Source organism: Labrenzia sp. PHM005, from assembly GCF_006517275.1.
GTDB lineage: Bacteria > Pseudomonadota > Alphaproteobacteria > Rhizobiales > Stappiaceae > Roseibium.
Genome location: NZ_CP041191.1, coordinates 4301362 through 4317321 on the forward strand (window position 1 = coordinate 4301362; position 15960 = coordinate 4317321).

Consider the following 15960-nt stretch of genomic DNA (forward strand, 5'->3'; position numbering starts at 1 on the left):
GAAAATCCAGAAGGATCCAGCAATTAACGCTTGGAGAACTGGAAGGAGCGGCGGGCTTTCGCGCGGCCGAACTTCTTACGTTCAACAACACGGCTGTCGCGGGTGATGAAGCCGTTCTTCTTCAGAACGCCGCGCAGCTCCGGCTCGTAGTGGGTCAGCGCCTTGGACAGGCCGTGGCGCACAGCACCCGCCTGACCAGACAGACCACCACCGGAAACAGTTGCGACGATGTCATACTGACCGTCACGCTCGGTGATCATCAGAGGCTGTTTCAAGATCATCTGAAGAACCGGACGAGCGAAATACTCGGTGAAGTCCTTCTTGTTGACGATGATCTTGCCGGTGCCCGGCTTGACCCAGACGCGGGCAATCGCGTCTTTACGCTTGCCGGTTGCGTAGGCACGGCCCTGTGCGTCCAGCTTCTGGACATGCACCGGAGCTTCAGGGGCTGCGGTTTCGACCGCGCCGCCCAGTTCTTCCAGGGATTGCAGCTCAGCCATTGTTAAGCCCTCTTGCCGTCATTCTTTGCGTTGAGGCCCTTCACGTCGACCAATTCTGGCGACTGAGCTTCGTGCGGGTGGGTCGGACCAGCGTAAACCTTCAGGTTGGACAGCTGCTTGTTGGACAGCGGACCGCCCGGCATCATGCGCTGAACAGCTTTTTCCAGAACGCGTTCCGGAAAACGGCCTTCCATGATGGCACGTGCAGTGCGCTCTTTGATGCCGCCCGGATGGCCGGTGTGCCAGTAGTACTTTTTGTTGTCGTACTTGCGGCCGGTCAGGACCACTTTGTCGGCGTTGATGACGACGATGTTGTCACCGGTGTCGACATGCGGCGTGTAGGTCGGCAGGTGCTTGCCGCGCAGATGGTTGGCGATGTAGGCAGCCAAACGGCCGACAACCATGCCTTCTGCGTCGATCAAGATCCACTTTTTCTCGACCTCGGCCGGCTTGGCAGAGAAGGTCTTCATGAGTTCGATCCATGATTACTGGTTAAAGAAAAGGCCCGCGCGGCTTTACAAAAAGCTCAGCGAACGGACCTTCAATTCGTTCGTTGGCGCTTATACGCCCACTCCCAGATGACGTCAAGAACCTTATTTCGCTGACCACTTATAATTTCTTATGTTTTTCAATGACTTAAAAAAACGGTATTATATTACCGCATATTTTCCGGTGACTCTACACTCCTTTCCGGCTTCACTAGAATGACCCAAAGGCACTTTCGGCGGCAGACAGCCTGCAGACCCTGTGCAAACGCACAAGGACTTTACACAGCCTTAAGTCCTTCCGGTTTAGGTTTTGGCGGAGTCTTGTAAGGATTTCGGATGAATCTTTGGCGCCTTTATGATCGCCACCGTTATACCGTCCTTGCCGCGGCGGCTGGCACGCTGGCGCTAATCGGTATTGTGTGGATCGCTCTCGATACACTGATCGACTGGCAGGTCCAGGAAGCGATCAAACGCAACGCGCAAGAACGCGCGCAGCACTGGTCCCAGAATTTCTTGGAAACGACCCCCTCTGCCGTCACCTTGATTCAGACTGGCGAAGGCGACATGGAGGACATCAACCGGCTGGAGGATTCCTTCGCGCTGGTCAATATCATCCGCTTTCAGCTTTTCGATCAAAATGGAAAGCAGACTTTCCTGTCAAACGGAAGTCTGGAACGTTCATATTCCGCAGAGGGTAAACCCAATAAGAACGCCTTGCTGGCGTTCAACACAGGGCAACCGGTCATCGAAGTTCACCACGATGACAATGACGAGCAACCAGATAGCGCGCGGACCGTACCGGAAACCTACATTGAGGCTTATGTCCCGGCCATCACAGCTTCTGGCGAGAAGGTCGGCACCATTGAGCTTTACGTCGACGCCACTGCATTTGAGGAAGCCCTGGAAGAAACCTTTCAGGAAGTTAGCCTCTATCTTGTCCTTGGCACAGTTCTGATTGTGTTGTTCCCGGTGGCCGCCTTTGTCCGGCGCACACAGCAGCTGATGCACAACGACAAACGCATGCTGGAATTGACCCGCTACGATCAATTGACCGGCGTTTTAAACCGCAATTCCGTGACACAGCATTTGAAGGCGCTGTTCATTGACCCGGACAGAGCTGACGGGACCGGGGTCCTGTTTGTCGATGTCGACTATTTCAAACAAGTCAACGATCAATACGGCCACGCTTGCGGCGATGTTCTACTAAAACACATCGCCAGTGTCTTGAAATCCTGCATTCGCTTGAAAGATGATGTGGTTGGCCGATACGGCGGTGATGAATTTGTAATCCTGTGCCGGAACATCACCCAGGACGAATTCCGCCTGCTCTATGACCGGGTGATGGAAAGCGCCAAAACACCCTGCACGCACGAGGGTAATACTTATACGCCGAGCCTGAGTGTCGGTGCATATCTCTCCCAGCGGGGAGACACGGAAAAAACAGCCCTCCATCGCGCCGATCTTGCCGTCTATGCCGCCAAACGTGGCGGCCGCAACAGGGTCGTTGAATATTCTTCGGATCTGGAAGGAACCTTCAAGGAAGACAGCGCTAAACAATCGGCATAGCGGCCCTTTTGAATAATCCCATAAACTTGCTTCAACGAGCCCTCCTCACCATCTAGAATTGTTTCGTTTTTCGAATACACTTCCGTTTTGCTCTCAGATTTTTTTTGGGGGAGCAAATCAAGGGAGGACGACATGCCTTGGCAACAAGATCTTCAAACAGCACACACCCAGATGACAGCTGTTCTCAGGGCACTGGAATCTGCCCGGAGTGAATTGGCTCAGACAACAGAGGCCTGCTCCAACGGCGGCATTGCCCCTGCCCTCAAAGACGATGTTGCATCAGGCTGGCGAAAATGGACACAGGACGTCAATTCTTTTGTTCAAGGTAAAGTCGCAGAAGTTGGCTCTTCTACGGAGATGTCTACAACAATCCTTGCGACTTCCGTTCACTCCGATGCCGACCGGACAACCGTGTTTGCCGAAAGCACCGGACTGCCGCCCTTGCGCCAGGAGTATAAAGTCGTTTCCGCCCCCACACGCACACAAGCCTCGGCTGTTCAGGGCATGATGCAAGATGCTGTCAACCAGCTGGGTGTCGCCGGCCGGGCGGATGCAGGCGATATGCAGCAGGCAGTTGTTGAAGTTCTCACGTCAGAGAATACGTGGCCCTGCAGCTATGCCCGCGAAGTCGAGGCGGTAAAAGCCGCAGCCATGCAGGCATCAAGTACCGCGCATTCTGGCGGTGAAGCGACCGCTTACAATTTCGCAAGATTAAAGATGCTGGAACAACATGCTCAGGGAAAACGGCCTGCCGGACTGCCCCCGGCGGGATCCGTTATCGTAAAGAGCATGTTCTGGGGGGTGTTCTTCCGGATCAACGGCACCAAGGTGCTGTGTTCAACGACCTTAGATTGATTGACTTATTTGCGGGGTGGGATCGAATAGGTCGCCGTGGCGTGCGCGACCAGTTCCTCTTGGCCGTCCCCCGCAATAAAACAATCCACCACGGCCAAGCGCTTGCCGAGTTTCAAAAGCTGGCAGGTCGCCAAAAGATCGCCCGGTTCGGGCTTACGTAGAAAATTGATGTTGAGGTTGGTGGTGACCGCCAGCGCCTCTGGGCCGATGTGCGCCAGAGTGACGACGTAAGCCGCAAAATCCGCCATGGCCATCATCGTCGGGCCGGAGACCGTCCCGCCGGGGCGCAGATGCCGCTCATTGGCCGTCAAACGCAGGACCGCTTTGCCGGGCGCGACACTTTCAATGGTATAGACCTTGCCGTCGGCATGGATCTGCGGAAACACCTCGTCCAGCATGTCCATGATTTCATCGGCAGTCATGACCGGCTGCATCCAAGATCTCCCAATTGGTTCAAATTTCGTCGTTTATACCGCTTGGTATTACGTAAACGTCAAAACGAACAAAATGCAAGAGACCTTGTATCCTGGAGTATCTATTCCGCTGGCTCGGTCTTTGCAGCCAACTTTTTTTCCACTTCCAATGTCCCCCGGTCCCACAACCAGGCAGCCAGAGCACCCAGACCAATGCCGGTGCGCATTTCGAATTCCTCGAAGTGGAAGCGCGAGGCGCGCAGACCTTTAAGCACCAGACCGGATTTCAGCGCCTTGCGCATTTGAACTGGGCCACAGAAGAACACATGGGCCTGCGAAACATCGCCGCCGAGATCAGAAACGATCCGGTCAGCGGTCAACCGGATACCTTCGGTCGTATTGACGATGATCACCTCCAACGTCTCGACGTCTTCTGCCAGCCGCTCCAGTTCGACCGCATAGGGAATGTCATCCCGCTCACGAACGCAATAGTAGAGTTTGACCGGGCCTGTATCGGACGTCTTCAAGCTTTCAGCGAAGGCCAAAAACGGCGTGATGCCAACACCTGCGCCGATCCAGACCTGCGGATCCCGCCCAGTGGGCATCTTGAAGTGCCCAAAGGGGCCGGAAACCGTTGCTTCCATGCCGGGCTGAACTTTCCGCTGAAGACGATCTGTGTAATCGCCGAGATCCTTGATCGAGAACCGCAAGGTTCGGTCATTCGATGGAGCGCCGCTCAAGGTGAAAGGATGCTCTTCTCCTAATCCGCCCCCATCAATCGACAGAAACGCAAACTGCCCAGCCTTGTGTTTCATGCCGCGCCCTTTGGGCAGCAGAACAAGTTCCGTCAGGCCACCGACACGGCGCACCAAATCCACTTCGTATTTGTGGCCGCGCGGCGCCATCGGCCGAAGCAGTGACATCCAGATATAGGATAGAATTCCCAGGACGCAGAAAGCAGAGATATAAAGCCCCAGCGGGTCGGCGTTGGAAAACGGCTTTTCAATGAAGAAATAGTGGAACGCACCGAGAAAGAAGAAGACGCCGATGATCCGGTGGCTCCACTTCCACAGATGATAGGGAATGAAAGTGATGACAGAAGCCAGAATCAGGATCATCAGTCCGTAGAGGCTGATTTCACCAATATCTTCAGCTATCCCGGCGAGTGGCCCGCCCCGCAGCCCGTTCATTTCTGCGTCAATAATATCGTGCAGCCCCATAGCGACAAGCGCCGCAATTCCAAGCCATTTGTGCAGAACATAAATCCGGTCGAGCGGGCCAAAGACAGTTTCCAGCCCCGGTACGCGTGTTGCCAAAAACTGATTGATCCCCATCAGGATCAGCGCGGCGGAACCAAGATATTGGCTAAAAAGAGCGATCACATCCCGGTTCGCCCCAAGCGGAATGTACCAATAAATCGGAACGAGTGTTGCAAGGACAATCAGGGTTAAGCCGATAGGGCGCATAAATCCAAGCTCCGGTTCTGGCTTGAGGCTAAAAGCGAAAGTGGGGTAGTCCGGGCGTTGCGGTAGACTGTTTTCGGGGACTCGGCAACCCGGAAGCACCGGAAGAGAACAAATACCAACTGCCGGAAGCCTCATATAAACAAATGGCATACAGCGGCCACAGACCCTAGTTCAATGACGCGATCAGTTTGTTGATGTCCATAAGCGCCTGATTGTCCAACCAGCCTTTGTAATACTGGAGATACTCGGGCGGGCGCCCCGCTTGGGTGATGAGTTGATTGATCCCGGCAACGACACTGCGCCCAACCGGCCCGTCTGAACACGCAAAGTACCCCGGAATGACAGCTGCATCCCCTTCTGCGCGAAAAGACAATAAATCGTTGCTCAAACCCAATTTCCGAAAATAGAAATTCGCTTCAAACGAGTAACCGGCAACCCAATCAATGCGCTCTCTTTCAAGCATCTTGAACATCTGAATGGTATCAGTGACTTCGGTAAAATGCGGTTGTTTGGCTAACAGCTGAACTGCGGCGTCAATACGTGGTGAATATGATCTCCCGCGAACGACAACACCGTTCAGAGTTTTGTCAGCCGCGAGCCTTTCCAGATCAACAGTCTCATTTTCTGTCAGGTGGCGATCAAACCGGCTTCTGTTTTTCGAAAGAAAGATGATCCGGTTCGCCTGGATCCAATAAACCTGGTCTGAGAAGACCATAACTTTCTCGCGATCCGGAGTTTTGAACATCGCCGCATCGCAAACACCGTCTCTGGTTTCCATCAGCGAAACCATCCGGCTGATCGACATGTCCAAATGCTGGTGATCGAACTCCGGAAGACGGTCCGTGAAATACTTCCGGGTCAAATCTCCATAACCCTGACCGGCATTTTCACCGATCGTAATGGTCACCGGCGGAAAATCCATTTTCGCCCAGGTGACAACATCACCGGAGTGCGCAACTTTTGAAATAGACAACAATGCAACTAGGATTAGTAATTGAACGAATCGATACATCATATCTAATTTCAATTGCTGCCAATCTTAGAGAATAACATACGACCATTCGACCAAATCATCAAAATGGAAAAACTGCGTATACTGTACTGTACTTATACTCGGCAATTATAAGGAAATCTCATGAGCAGAACCGGATCTTGCCTATGCGGCGCCGTCACGTTTGAAGCCGACGCTCTTCCATCGCTCCAGGCCTGCCATTGCCGGACCTGCCGGAAATGGAGCGGTGGGCCGTTTATGGCCGTGCCATGTAAATCGGCCGACTTCAAAGGTGAGATAAAGCGGTTTTCGGTTTCCAAACGTGCCGACCGCGGCTTCTGCCCGACCTGCGGCACCCATCTCTTCTTTTATTCCAAACCGGGCGACATGTATGGAGTCCCGGCGGGTCTCTTTGATGAAGATCCAGAATCGGTATTGCGGGCGGAATATTTCATCGACGAAAAGCCGGAAAACTATTGTTTTGCCGAAGACACCAAGAAACTAACCGGCGCCGAATTTCGGGCAAAATTCGGCTGACCGGTCAATGTATTTTGAAATCCAATCGTAATCATTCTTGCCTTCGAGGCGAAGAGCGTTTGTTCAGGCTGGTTCGAACAGTTCAATGGTATTGCCGGACGGATCACGGCACAGGACCTGTTTGCCGCCAGGGCCGCAAACAACATCGTTCAAAAACGTAACTCCATTCTCCGCCATGTTTTGAACTAGGGTCTCAATACCGGACACCATAAGAACGCACCGGTTCCAGCCGCCTGGTCCCGGTTGGGCTCCATTGGACATAGGTTTCGAGGCAGACGCCATTGGCCCTGCTAGCCAGAGTTCCAAATCGTCCCGCAGAAGAATTGCCATGGCTGGACCAAATTGCTGTTTCAGCGTGAAACCGAGCCGATCGCGATAAAACGCGATCGCCGCATCCACATCTTCTACCAAGTAGCGGAATTGTGCCATCATGCCCTCTTTGTCTAACAACGAGAAGAAGGCTAGCGTTTCAATCTTTGATTGTCATCCAACTCTTTACTTCAACCGCGCCGCCGCCCCCTTCGGCGGCCGGAACCTGCGCCCTCGCCGTCCGCTTCACGCGCCGCATCCGCTTCCTTGTTCGGAGGTGAGACCAGCGGGCCGATTTCGGCGATCACCTGATCGAGTGTCGGGCGGACGCCCTTCTTGTAAGTATCCAGTGCGACCCGCATGGCTTTCAAGTGATCTGGAGATGTGCCGCAGCAACCGCCAATGATGCGCGCGCCGGCATCCAGCGCCATGCGGGCATAGTCGGCCATCAGTTCCGGCGTGCCGGTGTAAACCACTTCATCGCCCTTGATCTGCGGAATACCGCAGTTGCCCTTGGCAACGACAATTGCGTCGGGAAAGGCCTCGGTGATCTCCATGATCGCTGCCAGAAGATCGGACGCTCCGACACCGCAGTTGGAACCGATGGCGACCGGTGTACAGGCAAATTGGCTTTGCAGATCACCCAGACCTTTTGGCGCCAGGCCCATCATGGTTTTTCCGGCGGTATCGAAACTTGCGGTGATCACCAGCGGCAGATCAAACCCCTTTGCAGCTTCAGCCGCTGCTTTCATTTCTTCAACTGCCGACATGGTCTCGGCCCACAGTATATCGACACCGCCCTCAACAAGCCCCTCGATCTGTTCTTTGAACGCCTCGACACCCTCTTCATAAGAGAGTGCGCCGAGCGGCAGGAACAATTCGCCAGTCGGCCCAATGGAACCGCCGATAAGGACTTCCCGGCCCGACTCCGCAATAACCTCCTTGGCGAGATTGACTGCGGCGATGTTGAGTTCCTTCACCCGGTCTTGCGCATTGTGCAGCTTCAAGCGGTGCCGGTTGCAGCCAAACGTGTTGGTTAGGATGATGTCGGAGCCGGCGTCCACAAAGGACCGGTAAAGAGATTTGATCTTTTCCGGCTCGTCCGTGTTCCAAAGCTCTGGTGCATCGCCGGAAACCAGGCCCATGTCAAACAGGTTGGTGCCCGTTGCCCCATCCGCCAGCAATGCCCCTTTGCGGGCCAGAAGATCTTCAAACTTCGACATCTCTTTGTCTTTCCAAACCGTCCTAAGGCCGCGCGGCCAATCTTAAGATCCTGCAATAGCAGACCCCGCGCAGATGTCCACGCGGGGTTTTTCTTTTCCCTACCTATGCAGGCCCGGTCTTGAACCGGGACCAGGAACCATAGGGCCCCGGCTCGAGGCCGGGGCGGCAAAGTACCTATCTCCAAGACCGGTCAACGTCATCCCGGACGAAACGGAGTCGAGACCCTGGATCGGTGAGCCACTTCACTTTGCGGATAAACAAAGTTCACGGGCACTCCGATCCCGGCTCGCACTTTCGCTTGGCCGGGATGACCAACGGAGATCAATCAGCTCCGCGGCTTGGCATTCTCCGGATCGTAGAGCGGCGCGTAGCCGACACCGGCCACTTCCACTTGATAGGTTTCAGAGAAATACTCCACCTGCAACTTTCGGCCGACTTCGCAGAATTCCTGTGGCAGATAGGCAAGCGCAATGTTCTTGCCGATGGTCGGACCATAGGCCACCGAGGTGGTGTAGGAGATACGGCCGAGTTCATCGACCAGTGTCTGGCCAGTCGCCGGATCCTGCACCGGCATGGCGCCAACCGGGAACCGTTCGACACCGCTGGCGTCGGTGTCTTCCAGCATCACCAATGTGCACAGCATGGCCGGTTGCTTGTCGCGCGCCCGGTATTCCAAATGCTTCGCCTTGCCGCGGAAGTCTGCTTCCTTAACCTTCGGGCGGGCCAGGTCCGCCTCATAGAGGTTATACTGGGTCAGAAGATCAGCGTTCTGCAGGCGCAAGGATTTTTCCATGCGGCGGGAGTTGGCATAGGTTTCAACACCAACGGCCATGATCCCTTCTGCGCGAAGCGCATCCCAGACAGCCAGACCGTCTTCATACTTCATATGAAGCTCCCAGCCCTGCTCACCGACATAGGACAGACGGAGCGCGGAGACCTTCTTGCCAGCAATCTCGATATTGCGGATGCCTGCGAACGGGAAGTTTTCCGGATCAAGTGCAGCCGGATCGGAAACGACCTTTTTCAGGTTCTCGCGGGCGTTCGGACCCCAGATACCGATGGTCGTGTACTCTTCGCTCACATCGGTGACGGTGACGTCAAAACCTTTGTCTTCGGCCATGCGCTTAACATAGTGATAATCACGCGGGCCTGCATCAGCGCCGTCAACGATGCGGCACCGGTCTTCCATGCGGAAGATGGTCAAGTCCGCACGGACATTGCCTTCATCATCGAGGAAGTGGGTGTAGATGCCCTTGCCGATGTTGTTGTCGCCGCCGATTTTGGCCGCACAAAGCCATTCCAGCAGCGCAACGTGATCAGGGCCTTCAACGTCGAACATATAAAAGTGCGACAGGTTGATGATGCCGCAGTCTTCGGACAGCGCCAGCTGTTCGGCATTGGAAACCCGCCAGAAGTGGCGGTTGTCCCACTCGTTTTTGCGCTCAGGAACCTTGTTGCCGTATTTTTCCAGCAGGTGCTCGTTGGCCGCATAGCCGTGCGCCCGCTCCCAGCCGCCAAGCTCCATGAAGTAGCCGCCGAGTTCCACTTCCCGCTCATAGAATGGGGAGCGTTTCACGCCGCGGCTGGAAACATAAGGTTCACGCGGATGGATCGCCGGGAAATAAATCTTCTGCGCGGCTTCATAGCAGCGGTCTTCGATGTATTTCTCAGTCATCTGGTGAGCGTAGAAGCGAGAGTAATCAATCGGCGCATGGTCGATTTCGGTCCGGCCATCGGTGATCCAATCGGCAATCAGCTTGCCGTAGCCTGGGCCGTCCTTGACCCAGATGGCAACGCAGTACCAGAGGCCGCGCACCTTCTGGCTTTCACCGCAGGACGGGCCACCTGCCGCAGACACCTGCAGAAGACCGTTGAAGGAATGGCTTTCGTTATAGCCAAGCTCCGCCAAGACCGGTGTCAGTTCCATCGCCTTTTCAAGCGGCTCGATAACCTGTTCCATTTCCAGATCGCGCTGAGACGGCGACAGGCGGGCTTCTTCCTTGGACTGAAGATCGCGCGGATGGCACATGCGCGGCTCATTCGGCTCGTAGTAACCCCATTCGATCTGACCGCCTTCTGTGGTCTTGGGGTCGCCCGTGTCGCGCATATAGGCGGAATTGCCCTGGTCGCGCAGGAGCGGATAGCCGATATCCTTGCCAGTGCCTTCAAATTCGTTGTACGGACCAAAGAACGTCAGCGGGTGATCGACTGGCATAACCGGCAGGTCTTCACCGACCATTTCCGCGATCTGGCGCCCCCAGAGACCGGCACACACGACAACATGGTCAGCCATGATCGTGCCGCGGTGGGTTACGACACCCTTGATCTTGCCGTCTTCGACAACCAGCGAGGTTGCCGGTGTGTTGGCGAAGGATTTCAGTTTGCCGGTTTTCTCTGCTTCATCGACCAGTTTGCCGCAAACAGTTTGGGACCGTGGAATCACAAGACCGGCATCCGGATCGAACATGCCGCCCTGCACCTGATCTTCTTCGATAAGCGGGAAGAGTTCCTTGATCTCTTTCGGATCCACCAGGCGCACATTGGTGCCGAACGCCTTGCCGGAGGTTACCTTGCGCTTGATTTCTTCCATCCAGGCATCGTCACCTGTGCGGGCGATTTCAAGACCGCCGACACGGGCGTAGCAGCCCATTTTGTCGAAGAAGTCGATGGAATACTGGGTGGTCCAGACCGACAGGTAGTCGTGGCTGGTGGTGTAGCAGAAGTCGGAAGCATGCGCTGTTGACCCGATATCAGTCGGAATGCCGGATTTGTCGATGCCGACAACATCCGTCCAGCCGCGCTCGATCAGGTGGTGCGCCACCGATGCGCCGACAATGCCGCCCAAACCGACGATGACGACTTGTGCCTTGTCAGGAAATGCTGACATTTCTCATTCCTCTTTAGTAGACTGGGGCGCTCAGCCAATCGCCCGCCCCTTTCTGCGTGTTCCATCCACGACGGATTTATCTATTCCGACCAATACTGATGGACACCCGACAAGGTGAACCAGCCTCGATCATTTGGCCGCCAGTATTGCGGCAGATCGACTGCCAAAATAGCTCAATTGCGGCATAGCGGCATGTTGCCACGACACCTGAATAGTTTTACCGACGAGACTAAGCCATCGGGCGACCATTCCATCGCTCTTCAGACTCTATGCCGGAAATAGAGTAGGTTAAGACGCATCTGCACAAAGGTTGCTGGTCAACCTCTCTAAGACTTGACATAACGACACAAATTTTACTGTTCAGGGAGCCCCACAATGTCAGACGCCGCCGCCAGCACTGGCCGCCGTGGCCGATCAGCACGCCGGGAACGGCGCAAATCCGGTTCAGGTCTCGTAGGCGCGCCCTATATCAGCCGGGGTATTCCAAACTACGAAGTTCTGAGCGATGAAGGCGCCGCCATCATCGAAGCCAATGCAGACCGCATTTTGGCAGAAATTGGCTTGGAATTCCGGGAAGATCCGGACGTCTTGAACATCTGGAAGATCGCTGGCGCTGAAGTCGATGGCGAGCGTGTGCGTTTTCCGAAAGGCATGCTGCGCGAGATCCTGAAAACGGCGCCATCGCAATTCACCCAACACGCGCGCAATCCAGCGCGTAACGTCGAAATTGGCGGCAACAACCTTGTGTTCGCGCCGGTTTATGGCCCTCCCTTTGTGACCGATCTCGATCAGGGCCGCCGTTACGGCACCATCGAAGATTTCCGCAATTTCGTGAAGCTCGCCTACATGTCACCGTGGATGCACCATTCCGGCGGCACCGTCTGTGAGCCGGTCGATCTTCCGGTGAACAAGCGCCACTTTGATATGGTCTATTCCCATATCAAATACTCCGACAAGCCATTTATGGGGTCTGTGACTGCTCCTGAGCGTGCCGAAGATTCGGTCCGTATGGCTCAGATCACGTTCGGCGAAGACTTCGTCGACCAGAACTGTGTGATGATCCAGCTGATCAACGCCAATTCCCCGCTGGTGTTTGACGCGACCATGCTCGGCGCACTGAAAGTCTACGCCCGCGCCAATCAGGCCTGTATTGTTTCGCCGTTCATTTTGGCCGGCGCGATGAGCCCGGTAACCGTTGCCGGCACGCTGGCCCAGGTTCTGGCTGAAGCGTTGGCTGGCTGTGCTCTCACCCAGCTGGTGCGCCCAGGCGCTCCTGTTGTGTTTGGCGCCTTTGTCAGCTCCATCTCCATGCAATCCGGTGCACCGACCTTCGGCAGTCCGGAAGGCTCGCTCCTGCTCAACGGCGCTGCCAAACTGGCCCGTCGGGCCGGCTTGCCGTTCCGCTCAGGCGGCTCGTTCACAGCCTCCAAAGTGCCAGATGCACAATCTGCTCAGGAAGCCGCGCAAACCATCACAGCAACCGTCCAAAGCGGTGTCAATTTCTGCCTGCACTCCGCCGGATGGCTCGAGGGCGGCCTGTGTTCGTCTTACGAGAAGTTCATCATGGACGCCGATCAGCTCGGCATGATGCATGTCTTGGCCAAAGGCATTGACGTCAACGACGAAACGCTCGCGATGGACGCGCTGGAAGAAGTCGGCCCGGGCGGCCACTTCCTTGGCGCCGCCCACACGCAGCGCAACTTTGAGAGCGCGTTCTACCGTTCGTCTGTTGCCGACAACAATTCTTATGAGCAATGGCTGGCGGACGGTGAATTGGATGCCGCCTGGCGTGCCAACAAGATCTGGAAAGAGCAACTGGCTGCCTACACCGGCCCGGAGCTTGATCCGGGCATCGACGAAGCCCTGCAAGCCTATATGGCAGAACGCAAGGCGTCGTTCCCGGACAGCAACGTCTGACCGGAAAGGTATGACACGATGAAAGGCAGCTGCCTTTGCGGATGTGTCACCTATGAGGTAACGGGGCCATTGCGCCCCGTTATTGCTTGTCATTGCGTCCAGTGCCGTAAGACATCCGGTCATTTCGTAGCCGCGAGCCAAGCGGCAAAAGGCGATTTACACATTACTGGCGGCGAACATCTCACCTGGTTCCGCTCATCTGAGACCGCAAAACGCGGATTTTGTGCGGTCTGTGGAAGCCAGATGTTCTGGGAGCCTGATGGCAAAGATGTCGTTTCCATCATGGCTGGGACTTTGGATGGGGCCACTGGCCTGCGCATTGCCAGCCATATCTATTGCGAGTCAAAGGGCGATTATTACGAGCTGCCGCAAACGGAATCCGACTAAAACTTTGAGAGCTGGTTTTTCCGGCTCAATCAGTGACCAGTAATTTCCCCCACGAATTACCACCAAAACCCACAATCTTGAAATGCAGGTTTGATTGCCGCTGCACCCTTGGTCTAACGTGCGCGGACTTCCCGTTCATTGGGCGCCCATTGCGCCCCATTATCTCGATAGGCCGCCATGTCTTCTGAAACCGCGCAAGTTAAAAAGCTCGCTGACGACCTGACCCAATGGTTGACGGAAGACGCGCTCCCCGCCTGGCATGCTGGTGGCATTGCGCCTGATACGGGCGAATGTTTTGAAGTTATCGACCTGGAAACGAAGGCTGGAGCTCCAATAGACCGCCGTGCCCGGGTCGCACCGCGCCAGATTTATTCATTCCTTGAAGGGGCCAGGCTCGGCTGGAGTGGCCCAGCTGAAGACATCGCCACTCGGCTTTGGGCCTGGTTGAGCGAAACTTACCGCTTGGCCGATGGCACTTTTGCCGCCGCAGTTTCAATTAACAACACTCTGACGGATTCCAGGTTCGATCTTTACAATCAGGCCTTTGTGCTGTTTGCCCTCGCCCAGATGGCCGATAAAATCCCGGCCTGTGCCAGCACGGCTGAAACCGAAGCCAAATCGCTCTTGGAAACCCTCTACAAAACTTACAAGCATCCCGACATTGGCTTCAGGGAAGATGTCCCGGACCGCATACCTTTACGCGCCAACCCGCACATGCATTTGCTGGAAGCCTGCATGGCCTGGGAAGCTGTCTCGAAGGACCCGGCCTGGTCAAACCTGACTGACGAACTGGCGGAACTCGCGCTGACCCGGTTGATTGATCCGGTGAATGGCGGTCTTCGCGAGTTTTTTGATCTACACTGGGCCCCATTACCGGGAGATGAAGGACGCACGATCGAACCGGGCCACCTTTTTGAGTGGGCCTGGCTGCTGGTCCGCTGGGGCACGTCGCGCCGCGATGCGGATGCGCTTGTGGCTGCGCGGCGCCTTTATGACATTGCTTGGACTTACGGCATCGATGAGAGCCGCGGCGCGGCTTTCATGGCCATCAATGACGATTTCAGCGTACGCGACCCAATCGCCCGCCTCTGGGGGCAAACCGAATGGATCAAAGCCGCCATTGCGCTGGCCGGAATCTCCGCCGGGCCGGAACGGGAGGCCTATGTTGCAGACATCTCTTTGTCCGTCGCAGCCCTCTCGGCCTATTTTGAAGATGTTCCAGCGGGCCTATACCGCGACAAATGGAATGTCGACGGCACCTTTGAAGACGAACCTGCACCCGCCAGTTCGCTCTATCATATCGTTTGCGCCATCTCCGAATTGAACGCCTTTGCCAAGTCGCTGTAACCAGTCAAACCGGTAAATGGCGAAAGCAGAGCATGATGCGACGTTTTCCGCAATTTACAGAACAGCTTGGCGCTCTATAGGTGAGCACCAGACATGAAACAAAAGACCGGTCTTTCGGTTAAGGGAGGCGGAATGCCAGAAGCTCAAATCATCGACGGCAAAGCTATTGCGGAATCTGTACGCGGCGAAATCACGGAACGCGCTGCCAAACTCTTGAGCGAAACCGGCAAGCGCCCGGGTCTTGCAGTAGTTCTTGTCGGCGAGGATCCAGCCAGCCAGGTTTATGTCCGCAACAAGGACCGCGCTGCGGAAGCTTGCGGTTTCCACTCCGTCAAACACACTCTGCCGGAAGAATCGAGCGAAGAGGCCGTTCTTGCGCTTGTTGATCAACTCAACAACGACGAAGACATTCACGGTATTCTGGTTCAACTCCCCCTGCCCGGCCATATTGATGAGAGCAAAGTGCTGCGCCTGATCAAGCCGGAAAAAGATGTCGACGGCTTTCACCCGGTCAATGTGGGCCTGCTGACTGCTGGCGAGCGCGACAGTGCGCTGGTTCCCTGCACGCCAGCCGGCAGCATGATCCTTTTGAAACGCACATTGGGTGACACCCTTTCCGGCAAAAACGCCGTCGTTGTCGGCCGCTCCAACATTGTCGGCAAACCGATGGCGGCCCTTCTGCTTGCTGAAAGCTGCACTGTCACCATCGCTCACAGCCGCACGAAAGATTTGCCGGACGTCGTCCGCGCTGCCGATATCGTTGTTGCAGCGGTTGGCCGTCCGGAGATGATCAAGGGCGACTGGATTAAGGCAGGCGCCACGGTCATCGATGTCGGCATCAACCGCATTCCGGCCCCGGAAAAAGGCGAAGGCAAGTCCCGCCTGGTTGGTGATGTCGCTTTCAATGAAGCAGCGGGCCATGCAGGCGCGATCACACCTGTGCCCGGTGGTGTTGGCCCGATGACCATCGCAATGCTGATGGTCAACACCCTGACAGCTGCCCGCCGCTTGATGGGTCTTCCAGACGACGAGCCGCTGTTTTAAAGCGCACAGTCGAGTGCCCGGATCTGCCG

At 55.7% G+C, this 15960-nt stretch carries 15 protein-coding genes; 7 read left to right on the forward strand and 8 right to left on the reverse strand.

Annotated features, from left to right (window positions below; translation table 11 throughout):
* Positions 1-23 precede the first annotated feature (23 nt).
* Positions 24-500, reverse strand: a complete 477-nt coding sequence (gene rpsI, locus FJ695_RS19435; RefSeq protein WP_141186979.1) for a 30S ribosomal protein S9 — start codon at positions 498-500, stop codon at positions 24-26.
* 2 nt (positions 501-502) lie between these two features.
* Positions 503-970, reverse strand: coding sequence for a 50S ribosomal protein L13 (gene rplM, locus FJ695_RS19440; protein ID WP_141186980.1), 468 nt, complete (start codon positions 968-970; stop codon positions 503-505).
* A 354-nt stretch (positions 971-1324) separates the two neighbouring features.
* On the opposite strand from rplM, the gene FJ695_RS19445 reads away from it, so the two are divergent.
* Both FJ695_RS19445 and FJ695_RS19450 read left to right on the forward strand, forming a co-directional pair.
* Positions 1325-2554 (forward strand): GGDEF domain-containing protein, encoded by a 1230-nt coding sequence (locus FJ695_RS19445; protein ID WP_141186981.1) that lies wholly within the window; start codon positions 1325-1327, stop codon positions 2552-2554.
* A gap of 132 nt (positions 2555-2686) precedes the next feature.
* The gene (locus tag FJ695_RS19450) at positions 2687-3409 is read left to right on the forward strand and encodes a hypothetical protein (protein ID WP_141186982.1); all 723 of its coding nucleotides are present in this window, start codon (positions 2687-2689) and stop codon (positions 3407-3409) included.
* 5 nt (positions 3410-3414) lie between these two features.
* Here FJ695_RS19450 and FJ695_RS19455 read toward each other — a convergent pair whose 3' ends face one another.
* The 3 genes from FJ695_RS19455 to FJ695_RS19465 form a co-directional block, all read right to left on the reverse strand.
* The gene (locus FJ695_RS19455; protein WP_141186983.1) at positions 3415-3843 is read right to left on the reverse strand and encodes a PaaI family thioesterase; all 429 of its coding nucleotides are present in this window, start codon (positions 3841-3843) and stop codon (positions 3415-3417) included.
* 101 nt (positions 3844-3944) lie between these two features.
* Positions 3945-5288, reverse strand: coding sequence for a ferric reductase-like transmembrane domain-containing protein (locus tag FJ695_RS19460; RefSeq protein WP_168206428.1), 1344 nt, complete (start codon positions 5286-5288; stop codon positions 3945-3947).
* Positions 5289-5454: 166 nt separating this feature from the next.
* On the reverse strand, positions 5455-6303 hold the full coding sequence (locus FJ695_RS19465; protein ID WP_141186985.1) for a TIGR02285 family protein: 849 nt from the start codon (positions 6301-6303) through the stop codon (positions 5455-5457).
* A 120-nt stretch (positions 6304-6423) separates the two neighbouring features.
* On the opposite strand from FJ695_RS19465, the gene FJ695_RS19470 reads away from it, so the two are divergent.
* Positions 6424-6816 carry a GFA family protein gene (locus tag FJ695_RS19470; protein WP_141186986.1) on the forward strand — a complete coding sequence of 131 codons (393 nt, stop codon included), beginning with the start codon at positions 6424-6426 and terminating at the stop codon, positions 6814-6816.
* 63 nt (positions 6817-6879) lie between these two features.
* Here FJ695_RS19470 and FJ695_RS19475 read toward each other — a convergent pair whose 3' ends face one another.
* The 3 genes from FJ695_RS19475 to FJ695_RS19485 all read right to left on the reverse strand — a co-directional run bounded on the left by FJ695_RS19475 (position 6880) and on the right by FJ695_RS19485 (position 11236).
* Positions 6880-7248 (reverse strand): VOC family protein, encoded by a 369-nt coding sequence (locus FJ695_RS19475; protein ID WP_371708793.1) that lies wholly within the window; start codon positions 7246-7248, stop codon positions 6880-6882.
* A 68-nt stretch (positions 7249-7316) separates the two neighbouring features.
* A complete protein-coding gene (bmt, locus tag FJ695_RS19480; protein ID WP_141186987.1) occupies positions 7317-8348 on the reverse strand; it encodes a betaine--homocysteine S-methyltransferase in 1032 nt (343 codons plus the stop codon).
* Between the two features lie 326 nt (positions 8349-8674).
* The gene (locus tag FJ695_RS19485; RefSeq protein ID WP_141186988.1) at positions 8675-11236 is read right to left on the reverse strand and encodes an FAD-dependent oxidoreductase; all 2562 of its coding nucleotides are present in this window, start codon (positions 11234-11236) and stop codon (positions 8675-8677) included.
* Positions 11237-11611: 375 nt separating this feature from the next.
* On the opposite strand from FJ695_RS19485, the gene FJ695_RS19490 reads away from it, so the two are divergent.
* The 4 genes from FJ695_RS19490 to folD all read left to right on the forward strand — a co-directional run bounded on the left by FJ695_RS19490 (position 11612) and on the right by folD (position 15931).
* Complete coding sequence (locus tag FJ695_RS19490; protein ID WP_141186989.1) at positions 11612-13153, forward strand: trimethylamine methyltransferase family protein; 1542 nt, start codon at positions 11612-11614, stop codon at positions 13151-13153.
* Between the two features lie 18 nt (positions 13154-13171).
* Complete coding sequence (locus FJ695_RS19495; protein ID WP_141186990.1) at positions 13172-13540, forward strand: GFA family protein; 369 nt, start codon at positions 13172-13174, stop codon at positions 13538-13540.
* Positions 13541-13717: 177 nt separating this feature from the next.
* Positions 13718-14887 (forward strand): AGE family epimerase/isomerase, encoded by a 1170-nt coding sequence (locus tag FJ695_RS19500; protein ID WP_141186991.1) that lies wholly within the window; start codon positions 13718-13720, stop codon positions 14885-14887.
* 132 nt (positions 14888-15019) lie between these two features.
* Entirely contained in the window at positions 15020-15931 is a 912-nt protein-coding gene (gene folD, locus FJ695_RS19505; RefSeq protein WP_141186992.1) for a bifunctional methylenetetrahydrofolate dehydrogenase/methenyltetrahydrofolate cyclohydrolase FolD, read from the forward strand.
* The last annotated feature ends 29 nt before the right edge of the window (positions 15932-15960 follow it).